General features: G+C 70.6%; 14 protein-coding genes and 2 tRNA genes. 4 read left to right on the forward strand and 12 right to left on the reverse strand.

What is annotated here, in order from left to right; all coding sequences use genetic code 11:
- Positions 1–149: 149 nt before the first annotated feature.
- From recG to sciP, 4 genes are all read right to left on the reverse strand, one after another.
- Positions 150–2240 (reverse strand): ATP-dependent DNA helicase RecG, encoded by a 2091-nt coding sequence (gene recG, locus RISW2_RS06530; protein WP_043768214.1) that lies wholly within the window; start codon positions 2238–2240, stop codon positions 150–152.
- Entirely contained in the window at positions 2237–4489 is a 2253-nt protein-coding gene (gene ligA, locus RISW2_RS06535; RefSeq protein WP_043768216.1) for an NAD-dependent DNA ligase LigA, read from the reverse strand. Before ligA ends, recG begins: the two co-directional genes overlap by 4 nt.
- Positions 4490–4562: 73 nt before the next feature.
- Entirely contained in the window at positions 4563–5279 is a 717-nt protein-coding gene (gene ctrA, locus RISW2_RS06540) for a response regulator transcription factor CtrA (RefSeq protein WP_043768217.1), read from the reverse strand.
- 133 nt (positions 5280–5412) lie between these two features.
- Positions 5413–5691, reverse strand: coding sequence for a CtrA inhibitor SciP (sciP, locus tag RISW2_RS06545; RefSeq protein ID WP_043768219.1), 279 nt, complete (start codon positions 5689–5691; stop codon positions 5413–5415).
- Positions 5692–5827: 136 nt separating this feature from the next.
- Between sciP and mnmA the strand changes: the two genes are divergently transcribed.
- Entirely contained in the window at positions 5828–6967 is a 1140-nt protein-coding gene (gene mnmA / locus RISW2_RS06550; RefSeq protein ID WP_043768221.1) for a tRNA 2-thiouridine(34) synthase MnmA, read from the forward strand.
- Between the two features lie 13 nt (positions 6968–6980).
- On the opposite strand, the gene RISW2_RS06555 is transcribed toward mnmA, so the two are convergent.
- The 5 genes from RISW2_RS06555 to RISW2_RS06575 form a co-directional block, all read right to left on the reverse strand.
- Positions 6981–8363, reverse strand: a complete 1383-nt coding sequence (locus RISW2_RS06555; RefSeq protein WP_043768223.1) for a GntP family permease — start codon at positions 8361–8363, stop codon at positions 6981–6983.
- Between the two features lie 197 nt (positions 8364–8560).
- Positions 8561–9769: a beta-ketoacyl-[acyl-carrier-protein] synthase family protein gene (locus RISW2_RS06560; protein WP_043768224.1), complete on the reverse strand. Its 1209-nt coding sequence runs from the start codon at positions 9767–9769 to the stop codon at positions 8561–8563.
- Positions 9766–10026 (reverse strand): acyl carrier protein, encoded by a 261-nt coding sequence (locus tag RISW2_RS06565; protein WP_043768226.1) that lies wholly within the window; start codon positions 10024–10026, stop codon positions 9766–9768. The genes RISW2_RS06560 and RISW2_RS06565 overlap by 4 nt, the downstream gene beginning before the upstream one ends.
- Before the next feature lie 40 nt (positions 10027–10066).
- Positions 10067–11158, reverse strand: coding sequence for a UDP-3-O-(3-hydroxymyristoyl)glucosamine N-acyltransferase (lpxD, locus tag RISW2_RS06570; RefSeq protein WP_043768227.1), 1092 nt, complete (start codon positions 11156–11158; stop codon positions 10067–10069).
- Between the two features lie 34 nt (positions 11159–11192).
- Complete coding sequence (locus RISW2_RS06575; RefSeq protein WP_051491830.1) at positions 11193–12803, reverse strand: L,D-transpeptidase family protein; 1611 nt, start codon at positions 12801–12803, stop codon at positions 11193–11195.
- Between the two features lie 337 nt (positions 12804–13140).
- On the opposite strand from RISW2_RS06575, the gene mepK reads away from it, so the two are divergent.
- Positions 13141–13713 carry a peptidoglycan L,D-endopeptidase MepK gene (gene mepK, locus RISW2_RS06580; protein WP_043768229.1) on the forward strand — a complete coding sequence of 191 codons (573 nt, stop codon included), beginning with the start codon at positions 13141–13143 and terminating at the stop codon, positions 13711–13713.
- A 251-nt stretch (positions 13714–13964) separates the two neighbouring features.
- Here the strand turns inward: mepK and RISW2_RS06585 are convergent.
- From RISW2_RS06585 to RISW2_RS06595, 3 genes are all read right to left on the reverse strand, one after another.
- Positions 13965–14041: transfer RNA gene (locus RISW2_RS06585), tRNA-Asp, on the reverse strand.
- A 36-nt stretch (positions 14042–14077) separates the two neighbouring features.
- A tRNA-Asp gene (locus RISW2_RS06590) sits at positions 14078–14154 on the reverse strand.
- Between the two features lie 127 nt (positions 14155–14281).
- Positions 14282–15220, reverse strand: coding sequence for a pirin family protein (locus RISW2_RS06595; protein ID WP_043768232.1), 939 nt, complete (start codon positions 15218–15220; stop codon positions 14282–14284).
- A 192-nt stretch (positions 15221–15412) separates the two neighbouring features.
- On the opposite strand from RISW2_RS06595, the gene RISW2_RS06600 reads away from it, so the two are divergent.
- Together RISW2_RS06600 and RISW2_RS06605 are read left to right on the forward strand one after the other, a co-directional pair.
- The gene (locus tag RISW2_RS06600) at positions 15413–16066 is read left to right on the forward strand and encodes an ABC transporter ATP-binding protein (RefSeq protein WP_043768234.1); all 654 of its coding nucleotides are present in this window, start codon (positions 15413–15415) and stop codon (positions 16064–16066) included.
- The coding region (locus RISW2_RS06605) for an FtsX-like permease family protein (protein ID WP_043768237.1) at positions 16063–17509 on the forward strand (1447 nt) is incomplete at its 3' end. The genes RISW2_RS06600 and RISW2_RS06605, both read left to right, overlap by 4 nt.

The following is a 17509-nucleotide window of genomic DNA, read 5'->3' on the forward strand; positions in this document are numbered from 1 at the left end:
GCATCCTGAGCGAGCGTGGCCTGCGGGCGGGACAATGCGGCCTTGATCTGGTCGAACATGGGAACCTCCATCGCTTCGGGTTGCCCTTTTGTTCTCACATGGAACGCGATTCGTAAAGAACTTTCTAGGAACATCCGCGAACGGAAGGGTCAGCCGACCCCGATCAGGCGGATCGCCTCGTCCTGTCGCATCAGCCACAGCAGCGTGCGCGCCGCACGCCCGCGCGCGGTCTCGAGCGTCGGATCGTCGGCAAGCAGCTTGCGCGCGTCGCTCTGTGCCACCGACATGAGGCCCGCCTGGTGCTCGAGGTCGGCGATGCGGAACCGCGGCAGGCCCGACTGAGCCGTGCCGATCAGGTCGCCGGCGCCGCGCATCTCCAGGTCGACCTCGGCGATGCGAAAGCCGTCCTCGGTCTCGCGCAGCGTGGTCAGGCGCTTTTCGCCGGTCTCGGTCAGCGGCGGCTGGTAGAGCAGCAGGCAGGTCGACGCGCCCTCGCCCCGGCCCACGCGGCCCCGCAGCTGGTGCAGCTGGGCAAGCCCGAACCAGTCCGCGCGTTCGATCACCATGATCGTCGCGTTGGGCACGTTCACTCCCACCTCGATCACCGTGGTGGCAACCAGCACCGCCGTGTCGCCGGCGACGAAGCGCGCCATCGCCGCGTCCTTCTCCGCCGGCGGCATCTGCCCGTGCACCAGCCCCACGCGCCCCTCCCCGAGCGAAGCGCGCAGCCGTTCGAACCGCTGGGTGGCGGCGGTCAGGTCCACCGCCTCGCTTTCCTCCACCAGCGGGCAGACCCAGTAGGCCTGCCGCCCGTCGGCGATGGCGCGCTCGAGGTGCGCGACGACCTCGTCCATGCGCTCGACGGACATGACCGCGGTCCGGATGGGCTTTCGCCCCGGCGGCTTCTCGTCGAGCAGGGACACGTCCATGTCGCCGTACTGCGCCAGCGCGAGGCTGCGGGGAATGGGCGTCGCGGTCATCACCAGCACGTCCGCGCCCGCCCCCTTGCGGCCGAGCTCCAGCCGCTGGCGCACGCCGAACCGGTGCTGTTCGTCCACCACCGCGAGCCGCAGGTCGCGGAATGCCACGTCCTTCTGGAACACCGCGTGGGTGCCGACCAGCACCTGGATGCGCCCCTCTGCCAGCGCGGCAAGCTTGGCGCGCCGCTCCGCACCCTTGTCGCGGCCGGTGAGGATGTCGAGCGTCACCCCCGCCTCCGCGGCGAGCGGTTGCAGGCCCTCGAGATGCTGGCGCGCGAGGATCTCCGTCGGCGCCATCATCACCCCCTGCCCGCCGGCCTCGACCGCGACGAGGAGCGCCATGAACGCGACGAGCGTCTTGCCCGCGCCCACGTCGCCCTGAAGGAGCCGGTTCATGCGTTCGGGCGCGGCCATGTCCGCGGCGATCTCGGCGATGGCGCGGGTCTGCGCTCCCGTCGGCGCGTAGGGAAGCGCCCCGAGCACCCGGGCCCGCAGGCGACCGTCGCCCTCGGTCACGAGACCCGCCCGACGCCGCCGCGCCGCGCGGGCGAGCGCCAGCGTCAGCTGGTGTGCGAGGAACTCGTCGTAGGCGAGCCGCGTGCGCGCGAACGCCCCGGGCGCGAGGTCCGCCACCCCGGTCGGCGCATGCGCCGCCGTCACCGCCGACCGCCAGTCCGGCCAGCCCTCGCGCGCCATGAGCCCGGGGTCGATCCATTCGGGAAGCTCGGGCGCGCGCGCGAGCGTCGCAGCCACCGCGCGGGTCATCACCTTCTGCGTGACGCCCGCGGTCAGGGGATAGACCGGCTCGTAGGCCGGCAGCGTGCCCGCCTCCTCGGGCGGCAGGACATGATCGGGATGCACCATCTGCGCCATCCCGTCGAACAGCTCGACCCGTCCCGACACCACCCGCCGCTGCCCCTGCGGCAGGATCCTGGTGATGTAGTCGCCGCGGCCGCGGAAGAACACGATCTGGAACGCGGTCGCGTCGTCCTCGACCGTCACGCGGTAGGCGCCACCCTTGGACCGGGGTGCCCGGTGCGCACCGACCGTCACCTCGACCGTCAGCACCGCCGGCAGGTCGGCGCCCCGGATGGTCGGCCGCGGCGCGCGGTCGATCCCCGATTGCGGCAGCGTGAAGAGGAGGTCGCGCGGCGCCTCGATGGCGAGCTGCCCCAGCGCCTCGGCGGTCTTGGGCCCGATGCCGTCGAGCCCCGTCAACGCGCCGAAGAGCGGAAAGAGGATCTCGGGTCGGCCGCTCATGCGCCGCCGACGAGGTCGATCCAGCCGTCCTCGTCGATCACCTCGACGCCGAGATCGCGCGCCTTCTTCTCCTTCGACCCGGCGCCCGGGCCCGCGATCACGAGATCGGTCTTGGCCGACACCGATCCCGACACCCGCGCGCCCAGCGCCTCGGCGCGAGCCTTGGCCTCGGCGCGGGTCATGCGCTCGAGCGTCCCGGTGAAGACCAGCGTCTTGCCGGCGACCGGGCTGTCCGCCGTCACGGGCCGCGCGGCCTCCTCGACCTCGAGGGCGCCGAGCAGGCGGTCGATGGATTTCCGCTCTGCCTCCTGCGCGAAGGTCGACACCAGCGACAGCGCCACGGTCACGCCGATCCCGTCGATGCCCACGAGGTCGTCCCACGCCGCGCGGGCGCCCTCGGGCAGGTCCGCCTCGGCCCAGACGCGCGCGCGCGTGCCCGACACCTCGGCGCGGCGGCCCTGAGCGGCGGCGGCGCCACGTTCCTCGCGCACCGCCTCCTCTGCCGCGCCGTGCGCCCGTGCCGCCGGGCGCGCGGCGTCCACCGCCGCGACGAGCGCGTCCCACGTTCCGTAATGGCGCGCGAGATCCGAGGCCGCCACCTCGCCCACGTGCCGGATCCCGAGGGCAAAGATCAGCCGGTTGAGCGCGATCCGCCGCCGCTCCTCGATCGCGGCGAAGAGGTTCTTCGCGCTCTTCTCCCCCCAGCCCTCGCGGTTCTTCAGCTGCGTGAGCCCGCTGCCGTAGCGCCGCTCGAGCGTGAAGATGTCGGCGGGCTCGGCGATCCAGCCGTCGCGGTGGAACTGCTCGACCTGCTTCGCGCCGAGCCCCTCGATATCGAAGGCCGCGCGCGACACGAAATGCTTGAGCTTCTCGACCGCCTGCGCCGGGCAGACGAGCCCGCCCGAGCAGCGCCGCACCGCGTCGCCCTCCTCGCGGATCGCCTCGGACCCGCATTCGGGGCAGAGCACGGGGAATGCATAGGGCGCCGCCTCCTTGGGCCGGCGCGACAGGTCGACATCGGCGATCTTGGGGATCACGTCGCCCGCGCGGTAGACCTGCACCCAGTCGCCGACGCGGATGTCCTTGCCGTCGCGGATCGGCTGGCCAGAGGCGTCGCGCCCGGCGATGTAGTCCTCGTTGTGCAGCGTCGCGTTCGACACGACCACGCCGCCGACCGTCACCGGCGCGAGCCGCGCCACCGGCGACAGGGCACCGGTGCGGCCCACCTGGATCTCGATGTTCTCGAGCCGCGTCCAGGCGAGTTCCGCGGGAAACTTGTGCGCGATGGCCCAGCGCGGGGTGGTGGAGCGGAACCCGAGCCGGGCCTGCAGGTCGAGCTCGTCGACCTTGTAGACCACGCCGTCGATGTCGTAGCCGAGCGTCGCCCGCTGCGCCTCGATCGCGGCATAGTGGGCGAGCATCTCGTCGGGACCGTCGCAGAGCGCGGTCAGCGGATTGGTCTCGAAGCCCAGCGCGCGCAGCCGGTCGATCGCGCCCTTCTGCGTCGCGGCGAGCGGCTCGGACAGCTCTCCCCAGCCATAGGCGAAGTAGCGCAGGGGCCGTGCCCTGGTCACCGCCGGGTCGAGCTGGCGCAGGCTGCCGGCGGCGGCGTTGCGCGGGTTGGCGAAGGTGCGCGCCCCGGCCTCCTCCTGCCGGGCGTTCAGCGCGGCGAAATCCGCGTGGCTCATGTAGACCTCGCCGCGCACCTCGAGCACGTCCGGCGCGCCGTTCAGCGTCCTGGGGATGTCGTCGATGGTACGCGCGTTCGCCGTGACGTTCTCGCCCATCGCCCCGTCGCCCCGCGTCGCCGCCTGCACGAGCCGCCCGCCCTCGTAGCGCAGGCTGAGCGACAGCCCGTCGATCTTGGGCTCCGCGGTAAAGGCGAGCCCCGCGTCGGTCCCGAGCCCGAGGAACCGCCGGATGCTGCGGTCGAACTCCACGATCTCGTCGCGGTCGAAGGCGTTGGCAAGCGACAGCATCCGCTGACTGTGCGTGACCTTGTCGAAGGCCTCGGCCGGAGCGGCGCCGACCTGGTCCGACGGGCTGTCCGACCGCTTGAGGTCCGGAAAGCGGGCCTCGATCTCGGCATTGCGCCGCTTCAGCCGGTCATAGTCCGCGTCCGACAGGCGCGGCGCATCGCGCATGTGGTAGTCGTCGTTCGCCTGCGCGATGAGCTCGGCCAGCCGTTCGAGCTCCGCGCGGGCGGCATCCTCGGTCAGATCCTCGACCGCGATCTCGCTTCCGGACATGCCCCGCTCCGCCTTGCCGTTCCGGCCAAGTGATAGGCGGGGCCGGCGCCGCGGTCCAGAGCGTGCGGGCGCCTCAGGCGGTGGCGGCCATCTGCCGGCCGTTGCGGTCGCCGGTGTCGGGATCGCGCAGCACGTAGCCGCGGCCCCACACGGTCTCGATGTAGCTCGGATCCCCCGTCGCCTCGCTCAGCTTCTTGCGCAGCTTGCAGATGAAGACGTCGATGATCTTGAGCTCGGGCTCGTCCATGCCGCCATAGAGATGGTTGAGGAACATCTCCTTGGTGAGCGTCGTGCCCTTGCGCAGGCTCAGCAGCTCGAGCATCTGGTATTCCTTGCCGGTCAGGTGCACCGGCGCGCCCGAGACGTCGACGGTCTTGGCATCGAGGTTCACGCTGATCTTGCCGGTGCGGATGATCGACTGCGCGTGGCCCTTGGAACGGCGGATGATCGCATGGAGCCGCGCCACCAGCTCGTCCGCGTGAAAGGGCTTCGTCAGGTAGTCGTCCGCGCCGAAGCCGAAGCTCTTGAGCTTGCTTTCGGTGTCGTCGGCGCCCGACAGGATCAGGACCGGCGTCGACACCCGCGCCGTGCGCAGGCGCCGCATCACCTCGTGCCCGGTGATGTCCGGCAGGTTGATGTCGAGCAGGATCAGGTCGTAGTCGTAGAGCTTCGCGAGGTCGACGCCCTCCTCCCCGGTGTTTGTCGCGTAGACGTTGAGGTTGGAATGCGTCAGCATCAGTTCGATGCTCTTGGAAGTCATGGGATCGTCTTCGACGAGCAGGATTCGCATCGTGCACCTCCGGGGAACTGGTAACGTTCACAAGCCGTTGTTGCGGCCAATTGGTTAACTTCGCCTTACCGTGCCTGCCTGGAATGAGTATATTGTATAATTTTTACGAGACAACCTAAAGCTGTCCGAATTTCTAAAGGTGTCTGAATTTTTGAACGCAGGTTGCCTTCAGCGCGGCCTCGCCGTGCGCGTCCACCGCCCGCATCCAGCCGTCCAGTTCCTCCGCGCTCAACGCGTAGCGTTCCTGCGCCTGCGCCGCGGTCAGCAGCCCGTGGCGCACCGCGCGCACCACCGCGGCCTTGCGCGAGACCACCCAGCGCTTGGTGGTCGCCGGCGGCAGGTCCGCACGCGTCATGATCGTGCCGTCGGGCAGCGTCACCGCGCGCGGCCCGTCCACTTTTCGCAGGTACATCTCTCGGGTCCGTGTCCGTTTGTGAGGATATCTGCGCCGGCGCGGCTTAACGTCGCCTGAAACGGGGGATTGAGAGTGTGTGCGATTTTCCTATATTCCGCCCCGATACACCGGAGCCCGATCACCGGAGATCGTCATGCCTCTCGACACAACGCCGCTCAACTCGCTGGGCCTGGCCAAGAAGCCCTCTGAGACCCGCGTCGTCGTCGCCATGTCCGGCGGCGTCGACAGCTCGGTCGTGGCCGCGCGCCTCGCCGAGGAAGGCTACGACGTCGTGGGCGTCACGCTCCAGCTCTACGACCACGGTGCCGCGCTCGCGAAGAAGGGCGCGTGCTGCGCCGGCCGCGACATCCACGACGCCCGCCGGGTCGCCGAGACCATGGGCTTCCCGCATTACGTGCTCGACTACGAGAACACGTTCCGCGAGGCGGTGATCGACGAGTTCGCCGACAGCTATCTGGCGGGCGCGACGCCAGTGCCCTGCATCCGCTGCAACGAGCGGGTCAAGTTCCGCGACCTGCTCGAGACCGCGCGCGACCTCGACGCCGACTGCATGGCGACGGGCCATTACATCCAGCGCCAGGCGGGCCCGCACGGGGCCGAGCTGCACCGCGCCGCCGATCCGCGCCGCGACCAGTCGTATTTCCTGTTCTCGACCACCCAGGAACAGCTCGACTTCCTGCGCTTCCCGCTCGGCCACCTTGAATCCAAGGCCGAGACCCGCGCGCTCGCCGAGCGCTACGGGCTGTCGGTCGCCGACAAGCCCGACAGCCAGGACATCTGCTTCGTGCCGAACGGCGATTATGCCAGCGTGATCGAGAAGCTGCGCCCGGGCGCAGCCGACCCGGGCGAGATCGTGCATGCGGACGGCCGCGTGCTCGGCCGCCACGAGGGCGTCCTGCACTACACGATCGGCCAGCGCCGCGGGCTCGGCATCGGCGGCCTCGCCGAGCCGCTCTACGTGGTCAAGCTCGATGTCCCCGAGCGCCGCGTGATCGTCGGCCCCAAGGAGATGCTCGCGACCCGCCGCGTGCCGGTGGCCGAGATCAACTGGCTGGGCGACGCGCCCTTCACCTCGCGCGCGGAATGGCACCTCGCGGTCAAGGTCCGCTCGACCCGTCCCCCGCGCGAGGCGGTGATCCGCCCGCTCTCGGACACCGAGGCCGAGGTCGAACTCGTGACACCCGAGGAAGGCGTCTCGCCCGGGCAGGCCTGCGTGTTCTACGACCCCGACAGCACCCGAATCTTCGGCGGTGGCTGGATCCGGCGCTCCTGAGGCCCGCGGGTCGCTAGAGCACGAAGACCGATCCGAGCCCGATCACCGCGACCGTCGCGAGAAGCGGGATCGCCACCGCCACCACGAAGATGTCGCCATAGCTCTGGCGGTGCGTCAGCCCCGTGATCGCGAGGAGCGTGATGACGGCGCCGTTGTGCGGCAGCGCGTCGAGCCCGCCCGAGGACAGCGCCGTGACCCGGTGCATAAGCTCGAGGCTGATGTCCGACTGCTCGGCCATCTCGCGCAGCCGGTCGCCCAGCGTCTCGAGCGCGATGGACATGCCCCCCGAGGCCGAGCCGGTGATGCCCGCCAGCACGTTGGTCGCGACCGCCGTCGAGATGAGCGGGTTCGACGACACGCCCAGCACCGCGTCCCGCACCGCGGCAAAGGCCGGCAGCGACGCGATCGTGGCGCCGTAGCCCACTTCGGACGCCGTGTTGAACACCGGAAGAAGCGATCCGAACGTGCCCTTGTTCACGCTCTCCTTCAGGTCGCCGAACCGCTTGAGGTTCAGCGCGATGACCAGCGCGATCGCCAGCACCAGCGCGGCGATGATCGACCAGATGCCGCGCACGTCGTCCTTGGTCACGCCGCCATATTGCTCGGTCTCGAGGTAGCTCGTGTCGAGCGACGGGATGACGACATAGGTGAAGGCCGCGTTCAGCACGATGACCGCGACGACCGGAACGATGGCCACCGCGATGGACGGCAGACCGGCCTCGGGCGCGTCGGCATCGGCGTCGGTGGCGGGATGCTCGCCGTACCCCTCGCCCCTGCCCTGCGCCCGCGCCTTGCGGGTGTTCAGCCAGACGACGCCGCCCAGCATCATCATCAGCCCCGCCACCGTCCCTAGGAAAGGAGCGGCAAAGGGCGTGGTGCCGAAATACGGCGACGGGATCGCGTTCTGGATCGCCGGCGTGCCCGGAAAGGCCGTCATGGTGAAGGTGAACGAGCCGAGCGCCAGGGCCGCGGGGATGAACCGCTTGGGGATGTCCGCGCGGCGAAAGAGCGCGTTGGCGATGGGGTAGACCGCGAAGGCCACGACGAAGAGCGACACGCCCCCATAGGTCAGGACGCCGCAGGACAGGACCACAGCGGCGATCGCCTGGGACGGCCCCATGCGCCCGACGAACCATTCCGCGATGGTCCGCGCCGACCCGCTGTCGGCCATGAGCTTGCCGAAGATCGCGCCCAGCAGGAACAGCGGAAAGAAGCTGATGAGGTATCCGCCCAGTTCCTGCATGAAGATCTGCGTGTAGGTCGCGAGAAGCGGCCCGTTCCCCGACAGCAGCACCGCGAGCAGCGACAGGATGGGCGCCAGCACCAGCACGTTGATCCCGCGATAGGCGAGAAACATGAGCAGCCCGAGCGACAGCAGAATTCCGAACAATCCCACGCCGTTTCACCTCCCTGAATTGACCGTCCTCCGGCCCGACATGGGCCGCGGCGCGCCGGCGACCACGACGTTGGCACGGTTCCGCCGGCCGCACACGTCAAAGGCGCAGTTACGCACGCTCAACGCAACCCACAGTTTCTCCGTGCGTTCGTCGGATTGCCTGACCGCGATGCGGGGGTCCTGCCCGGGCTCGGGTCTCAGACCGCCTTCAGCGCCAGGACGGCGTTGAGCCCTCCGAAGGCAAAGGCGTTCGACAGCGCGACGCCCACCTTCGCCTCGCGCGCCTCGTTCGGCACCACGTCGAGGGCGCATTCGGGATCGGGTTCCTCGTAGCCGATCGTCGGCGCGATGATCCCGTCGCGCAGCGCCATGATGCAGGCCAGTAGCTCCACCGCCCCGGTGCCGCCGATCAGGTGGCCGTGCATGGACTTCGTCGAGGACAGCATCAGGTCGTCCGCATGGGTGCCGAAGACGTCCGCGACGGCGGCGCATTCGGTCTTGTCGTTCGCGGTCGTGCCGGTGCCGTGGGCGTTGATGTAGCCGACCGCGCGGCGGTCGATGCGGGCATCCGCGAGCGCCCCCGCGATGGCGCGCGCCGCGCCCTGCTTCGACGGCATCACGATGTCGGCCGCGTCCGAGGACATGGCAAAGCCCGCGACTTCCGCGAGGATCTCGGCGCCCCGGGCCCGCGCGTGCTCGTATTCCTCGAAGACGAAGATGCCCGCGCCCTCGCCCTGAACCATGCCGTTGCGCGTGGCCGAGAACGGCCGGCAGCCGTCCTTCGACATCACCCGCAGGCCTTCCCAGGCCTTGATGCCGCCGAAGCACAGCATGCTCTCGGACCCGCCCGTGACCATCACCGGCGCGATGCCCGACCGCACGAACCAGAATGCCTGCCCCATCGCGTGGTTCGACGACGCGCAGGCCGAGGCGACGGTAAAGCTCGGGCCCTTGATGTTGTACTGCATCGAGACGTGGGAACAGGCGGCGTTGTTCATCAGCTTCGGCACGATGAACGGGTGCACCCGGTTCTTCCCTTCCTCGTAGACCGCGCGGTAGTTCTCGTCCTGCGTCGTGAGCCCCCCGCCAGAGGTCCCGAGCACCACGCCGGACCGCGCCGCCATCTCGCCCTCGAAGGTCAGGCCGGACTGGCGGATCGCCTCCTCGGCGGCGATCAGGGTGAACTGGGTGTAGCGGTCGTACAGCGCGATCTGCTGGCGGTTGAACACCTCTTCCGGGTCGAAGCCGCGCACCTGCCCGCCGATGCGGATCGCCAGCCTGTCGGCGTCGCGGATGTCCAGCGGACCGATCCCGCAGCGCCCCTCGCGCATGGCGGCGAGCGTCTCGGGCACCGTCCGTCCCAGCGCGTTGATCGTTCCCGCACCGGTGATGACGACGCGCTTCACGTCTTCTGGTCCGCCACCAGGGCCTCGACGCCCGCGACGATGCGCTCCACCGACGAGATGTCGAAATCGCTCGCGCCGGGGTCGTTCGCGTTGAACGGCACCGAGATGTCGAACGCCTCCTCGATGGCGAAGATCGATTCGACCAGTCCGAGCGAATCGATGCCAAGGTCCTCGAGCGTCATGTCCATCTTCACGTCGGAGGGCTCCAGCACCGCCTGTTCGGCTATGATGGCGATCACCTTGTCCTTCACGTCCATGACACGTGCCCCTTCCCGGTCGCGCGATGCGCCGCGAGCCTTAGCGGCTCTCACCGGCCTTGGAAACCGCTTTCCGAAGCTCCTCGACCTGGCGGATCAGCCGCGGCAGGCGGCGCAGGTTCTTGTAGCCCTCGATGTGGCTTTCCATCTTCATCGCCGGGTACCCCAGCATGACGCGGCCCGCGGGGATCGAGGACAGGACCACCGTGGCGCCGCCGCAGATCACGTTGTCGCCGATCCGCACGTTGTCCGAGACGCCGACCTGGCCCGCCAGCACCACGAAGGATCCGATCGACACCGACCCCGCGATCCCCACCTGCCCGCAGAGCAGCGTGTGCTCGCCGACCACCGTATTGTGGCCCACCTGCACGAGGTTGTCGATCTTGGTGCCGTTGCCGATGCGGGTGTCGCGCACGGTGCCGCGGTCGATGGCCGTGTTCACGCCGACCTCGACGTCGTCGCCGATGGTGACGCCCCCCAGCGAATGGATGCGCGCCCAGGGCTGCCCCTTGGCCTCGCCCTGGTCGCCGAGCGACGCGCGCGCCTTCTCCACCCCCGAGGGCTCCGGCGTCACGAAGGAAAAGCCGTCCGAGCCGATGACCGCGCCATGGTGGCCGATGAACCGCGCGCCGATGCTGACCCGCGCGCCGATCTTGACCCCGGCATGCAGGAGCGCGTCCGGCCCGATCCGCGTGTCCCAGCCCACGTGCACCTGCGGGCCGACGACCGACCCCGCGCCGATCTCGACGTTCGCGCCGATGACCGCGAAGGGGCCCACCGACACGCCCGGCCCGAGCGTCGCCGAGGGGTCCACGTAGGCCATGGGATGGATGCCCGACGGGTAGCCCTGCCCGGGGTCCATGGCCGCCGACAGCGCCGAGAGCGCGTAGCGCGGCCGCGGCGCGAGGATCGCCGCGTCGAGGCCCATCGCCTGCCAGTCCGCCCCGTCCCACAGCATGGCCGCGCGCGCCTGCCCCTGCGACAGGCCTTCCGCGTATTCCGGCTTCATCGCCATGGCCAGCCGGTCGGGCGGGCAGTCGGCGGGCTCGGCCACGCCTTCGACCACGATCGACGTGTCGCCCACGGCCTCGAGGCCCAGGGTCTCGGCGATCTCTGCGACGGTATGGGTCATGGTCGTCCTCCGGCGGCGTTTCTCAGCCGGAGACTTAACTTTCCCCGACGCCCAAAACCACCCCCGCATCCTCGAGCGCAGCCCAGATCCGCCCGTCCCGTCCGTAGATATCGGCGCGGTACTGCACGTTGCCCTTCGCCTGCGTGTAGGCGGTGCGGTAGATCAGGTGCACCGGCACCGGCGTCTCCAGGTTCACCCGCGCCTCGGCACCGGTGCGCAGCCGCGCGTGAAAGAAGCCCTCGGGATCGGCTTCCTGCGCGGCAAGCAGCGTGTAGGCGAACTCGAAGGGCTCGTTTAGCCGGATGCAGCCATGCGAATAGGCGCGCACGTCGTGGGCAAAGAGGTGCTTCGCCGGCGTGTCGTGCAGGTAGATGTTGTACTTGTTGGGGAACATGAACTTCACCTTCCCCAGCGCGTTGTTCGGCCCCGGCGGCTGGCGCATGGAATAGGGAAAGTTCGACCCGAACCCGCGCGCGCGGTTTACCACGCGGCCGCGGCTGTCGATGATCTGCAGGTGGCTCACCGCGTAGGGATTGCGCTGCAATTGCGGCAGGTACTCGTTGCGGATGATCGAGCGCGGCACGTACCAGCTCGGGTTGATGACCATGTGGTCCATCTCGTCCGAGAACTCGGGAGTGCGCCGGTCGGGTGACGTCGCGCCGATCACCGCGCGGGTCTCGAACGTCACCTTCTCGTCGTCGTAGATGCGCGCGCTGAACTCGGTCAGGTTCACCTTGATGTGGCGCGCGCCCATGTCACCCGCGCTCGACAGCCACCGCTCGCGCTCCATGGCGACCACAACCGACTGCAGCCGCGCCTCGGCCGACACGTTCAGCGCGTCGAGCGTCGACTGCCCCGCGACGCCGTCCGCCTCGAGCCCGTGGTCGGCCTGGAAGAGCCGCACCGCCGTTCCCACCCGATCGTCGTAGGTGGCACGCGCGGTGCGCTCGAGATACCCCATCGCGATCAGCCGGTTGCGCAGCGCGACGACCCGCTCGCCGCTGTCGCCGGGCGACAGCGTGCCGCCGCCCACCTCGGCGCCCCAGCCGCCGCGCGCAAGCGCGCGCTCGAGCTCCATCTTGGCGCGCATGAGCCGCGCATATTCCTGCGTCCGGGGCGCGAGGCCGCGCAGCACCGCGCGCGGTGCGCCGGTCTCGAGCGCCGAGAGCAGCTCCGCCGCGTGCCGCCGCACCGGTTCGCGCTTGATGTCGCCGAGCACCCGTCCGGGTGTCAGCACGCCGCTCTCGAGGTCGTGGGCGAACTGCACGAAGACGCGGCTCAGCTCGACGTCGAGCGCGCCGCGGGCCTGGTCGGACCGGGCCGCGCGCATGCCGGCGATGAGCTTCGGAATGTCGTAGCGCCCGGCCGGCAGGCCGTGGGTCCGCGCCGTGCCGATCGCCTCGAGCAGCGCCTCGCGCCGCGCGAGGTGTTCGGGCCCGGCACCCGTCCACAGCGGCTCGAAGTTGCGCGCGCGGTAGAAGGTGGCGATCTCGTCGTGTTCGGCCACCGATTCGGCCACCGCCACGCGGAAGGCGGTCACCTGCCCCGTCTGCGCCTGCGCCATGCTGGCCGGCACCCCGCCCGCCAGGAATGTGGCCACGACGATCCCGTTCAGCCACCGTCTTGCGCGCACGCCGCTACCCATCGCGTTCTCCAATACTCGAATGAAAACCGTCCCTTGTCAGGGAAGCGGCGATTCCTGCAGCTGTCTATTCACAAACAGTCCAGAAGCTGAATATGCCGGTTGCCTGGTGCAGGAACGCAGCGCGGGGATCATGCCGCACTGCGGCGATCCGGTCACGGTGCCCACCGGATGAGCAAGTTCCCGCCGAAGCGCCCTGTCAATTGGCGCTTTTCCAGACCCCCGCTTTTTCGCGCTGGCCGGGTGTGGCATAAATGATAACACATCCGGAAAAGGATGGCGTGGCCGGCGCAACGACGCCGGCATCGGCAGCAGGACAACCACGGGACAGCACCTCATCATGACACAGGCACCATCAGGCGGTTTCACCCGCCGCGGGCTGTTGCAGGCAGCATTCGCCGCGACTGCAGTCGCTGCGGCTCCCACCTACGCCAATGCCGCGGGCTTCCTGCGCGGCGGCGGCGACATCCGGCGCATCCGGATGTATTCCGGCCGCACCGGCGAACGCATCGACATGATCTACTGGGTCGAAGGTGACTACATCGCGGACGCGGTGAACGAGATCACCTACTTCATGCGCGACTGGCGCAACAACGAGGCGCGCAACATCGACCTGCGCACGATCGACATCATGGCGGCGGCCCACAACCTGATGGAAGCGTCCGAACCCTACATGCTGATCTCGGGCTACCGCAGCCCCGCGACCAACGCGATGCTGCGCTCGCGCTCCTCGGGCGTGGCCAAGAACTCGCGCCACCTCGTCGGGCAGGCGGCGGACCTCCGCCTCACCTCGCGCTCGGTCAACCAGATGGCCCGCGCGGCCTCGGCCTGCCGCGGCGGCGGCGTCGGCCGCTACAGCGGGTCGAACTTCGTGCACATGGATTGCGGCCCGGTGCGCAGCTGGGGCAGCTGACCGCACGCGCGTCGCTTCTCGTCCCGACGCGACGCGCGACCGCCTTGCCGCCCCGCGCGGCAGGGCACGGCGTGGGGCGATCCTCCCGGCCATCGCGGCCCCGCAGACCTTCGCCAGCCGGGCGCCCTCGGGCGCCTTTTTCCGTTTCGCGTCCATGGGTTGCAAACGCCTGACCCGGCAGGCGGTTCCCCGCCGTGCGGCGCGCCTGCCGCAACGTCATCCGGTTTTTCCGGGAACGTGGGGAAGAAGAGTGGCGCGGTTGACGGGGCTCGAACCCGCGACCCCCGGCGTGACAGGCCGGTACTCTAACCAACTGAGCTACAACCGCGCATACGCTTCGGCGAGGATCGTGTCGGACGGGCAGTGGCGCGGTTGACGGGGCTCGAACCCGCGACCCCCGGCGTGACAGGCCGGTACTCTAACCAACTGAGCTACAACCGCATGTGCCGTCCGCCCGTTCCTCCGGGCGTGGGGCGCGTTCTAGGCGGGCGTCCGGCCGCCGTCAAGCGGATTTGCACCCTCTTTCCGCAAGGACCGCGCGCATCCGCCGGACCGCGCCCGTCGCGCCTCAGCGGGGCGGCAGCGGGATGAACTCCGCGTCGTCCCCCGGAGGCAGGCTGAAGCGCCCGTGCGACCAGTCCTCGCGGCGCCAGGCCTCCTTGGCCTCCTCGATCCGTTCCTTCGACGAGGCGACGAAATTCCACCAGATGTAGCGCGGCCCCTCGAGCGTCTCGCCCCCGAGCAGCATCAGCCGCGCGCCGGCAGGGCCCGCGGTCAGCGACACCCGGTCACCCGGGCGGAAGACCATCATCCGCCCGGCCTCGAAGGTGTCGCCCGCCACGTCGACCGCTCCCTCCGTGACGTAGACGCCGCGGTCCTCGTGGTCGTCGGGCATGGGCAGCTTCGCCCCGGGCGCGAGCACCGCGTCGGCGTAGAACATCTCGGACGCGGTGGTGACCGGCGCGCGCGCCCCCCAGGCGTGGCCGAGGATCAGCCGCACCTCCTTGCCTTCGCCCTCGAGGACCGGCAGCGCGGCCGCCTCCGCGTGCTGGAACTCCGGCGGGCGATCCTCGTGGTCCTTGGGCAGCGCCACCCAGGTCTGGATGCCGAAGAACGGCATCGGGTCGGTCTGCGTCGCGTCGTCGGTCCGCTCCGAATGGGTGATGCCGTACCCCGCCACCATCCAGTTCACCGCGCCCGGCTCGATCCACGCGTCGGTCCCGAGCGAATCGCGGTGATGCATCCGCCCGCGATAGAGGTACGAGATGGTCGCGAGGCCGATATGCGGATGCGGCCGCACGTCGAGCCCGCGGGTCGGCAGGAACTCCGCCGGCCCCATCTGGTCGAAGAAGATGAACGGCCCCACCATCTGCCGCCGCGGCGCGGGCAGCGCGCGGCGCACCTCGAACCCGCCAAGGTCGCGGGCGCGCGGCACGATGACCACGTCGATGGCATCGACGTCGTCGCCGGTGGGGCAATGCGGATCGAGCGCAGGATTCCAGCTCATGGCGTTCTCCTCTGGTGGGGTCCGCGCTCAGGATACCCCGTTGGCGTGCGCACGATAGCCCGCTCCGCCCGCACAAATGGTGCGCAATCGCACAATGCGACCCGAACGCGCGGCAAAGCGTGCGGGGCTGTCCGGACCCGGCCGCGCTGCTACGTCACGCCCCGCAGGTCGCCCGACGAGAAGGAAGATGCCATGCTGTCCGCCACGGCGCTGGAAAAGAGCTACCCGACCGGCGACGGGCCGTTGCGCGTCCTGCGCGGCGTGTCGCTTCACATCGCCGCCGGCGAGAGCGTGGCGCTGACCGGGGAAAGCGGCTCGGGCAAGTCGACGCTCCTGCACATCCTGGGCTGCCTCGACAGCCCGGACGCGGGCAGCCTCACCCTCGACGGCGCCCCGCTCGACGGGCTCGACGAGGCCGGCCGCGCGGCCGTCCGCCGCGACCGCATCGGCGTGGTCTTCCAGCAGCTGAACCTGATTCCCTCGCTGAGCGTCGGTGCCAACCTGTCCTTCCAGGCCCGCCTCGCCGACCGTCTCGATCCTGCCTGGCAGGAGACGCTGACCCGGCGGCTCGGCCTGTCGTCGCTCCTCGACCGCTACCCGGAGGAGCTGTCGGGCGGCCAGCAGCAGCGCGTGGCCATCGGCCGCGCCATCGCCGCGCGTCCGCGCATGGTGCTCGCCGACGAGCCGACCGGCAATCTCGACGAGGACACGGCACGCGAGGTCCTGGCCCTGCTCCTCGACCTCGTGGCCGAGACCGGCGCGGGGCTGCTCATCGTCACCCATTCGCTGTCGCTCGCCGACCGGCTCGACCGCCGCCTGCACCTGCGCGCGGGGCAACTCGCGTGACCCGCACGGTGCTCTCCGCCCTCCTGTCGCACTGGACGCGCCGGCCGGGGCAGCTCGCGGCGCTCCTTCTCGGCCTCGCGCTCGCCACCGCGCTCTGGTCCGGCGTGCAGGCGATCAATTCCGAGGCCAAGCGCAGCTATGCCGAGGCCGCGGCGACCGTGGGCCAGCAGGAACTCGACCGCCTGACCGCCCCCGAGGGCGTGACGCTCGACCAGTTCGTGGCGCTGCGCCGCGCGGGCTGGCGCGTCTCGCCGGTGGTCGAGGGCACCGTGCGCCGCGGCGATCTCGACCTCGCGCTGACCGGGATCGACCCGCTCACCGCGCCGCCGCGCCCGGGGCTCGGGACGCTCGTGGGCGACGGCGCGGCGCTCGAGGCCTTCCTGTCCGAGGCGGGGCTCCTTCTCGCCGCGCCCGAGACCGCGGGCGCGATCGGGGCCGCGGGCGACCTGCCCGCCGTGCGCATCGCCCCGGACGTGGCCCCCGGCACCGCCCTCACCGACTACGCGACCGCCCTGAGGCTCCTTGCCCGCGACCGCCTCTCCTACCTCGTCGTCGCCGCGGACCAGCCGCTCGGCATCCCGCCCCTCGACACGCTGACCGACCTCGACCGGGTGGCACCCGAGGACGGCACCGATCTCGGCGAGCTGACGGCAAGCTTCCATCTCAACCTCACCGCCTTCGGGCTCCTGTCCTTCGCGGTCGGTCTCTTCATCGTGCAATCCTCCATCGGTCTCGCCTTCGAGGAACGCCGCGGGACCTTCCGCACCCTGCGCGCCCTCGGCGTCGGGCTGAACCGCCTCGTCGTGCTGCTCGCCGTCGAGCTCGCGGGCTTCGCGCTCGTCGCGGGCGCGGTCGGGCTGGCGCTCGGCTACGCCATCGCCGCCGCGCTCCTGCCCGGGGTCGCGGGCACGCTGCGCGGTCTCTACGGCGCGCAGATCTCGGGCACGCTCGGCTTCGACCCGGTCTGGGCACTGGCGGCGCTCGGCATGACGCTCGCGGGGACCGCGCTCGCCGGCGCCCGCGCGCTGTGGCAGGTGGGCCGCATGCCGCTCCTCGCCCCGGCCCGCCCGCGCGCCTGGGCCATGGCCTCGGCCCGCACGCTGCGGGCGCAGGCCGGCGCGTCGCTCGCGCTCCTCGCCGCCAGCGCCGCGCTCGCCGTCTCGGGCGACGGGCTCGTGGCGGGCTTCGCCTGCCTCGCGGCGCTCATGCTCGGCGCGGCGCTGGCGCTGCCGCCGCTCCTGATCGTGGCGCTCCGGCTGGCGCGCCCGCTCGCCCGCGGGCCGGTTGCCGCCTGGCTCCTCGCCGATGCGCGCCAGCAGGTGCCGGCGCTGTCCCTGCCGCTCATGGCGCTGCTCCTCGCGCTCGCGGCGAATATCGGCGTCGGCACCATGGTCGGATCGTTCCGCACCACCTTCACCGGCTGGCTCGACCAGCGGCTCCCCG

The organism is Roseivivax isoporae LMG 25204 (assembly GCF_000521865.1).
Taxonomy (GTDB): Bacteria; Pseudomonadota; Alphaproteobacteria; order Rhodobacterales; family Rhodobacteraceae; genus Roseivivax; species Roseivivax isoporae.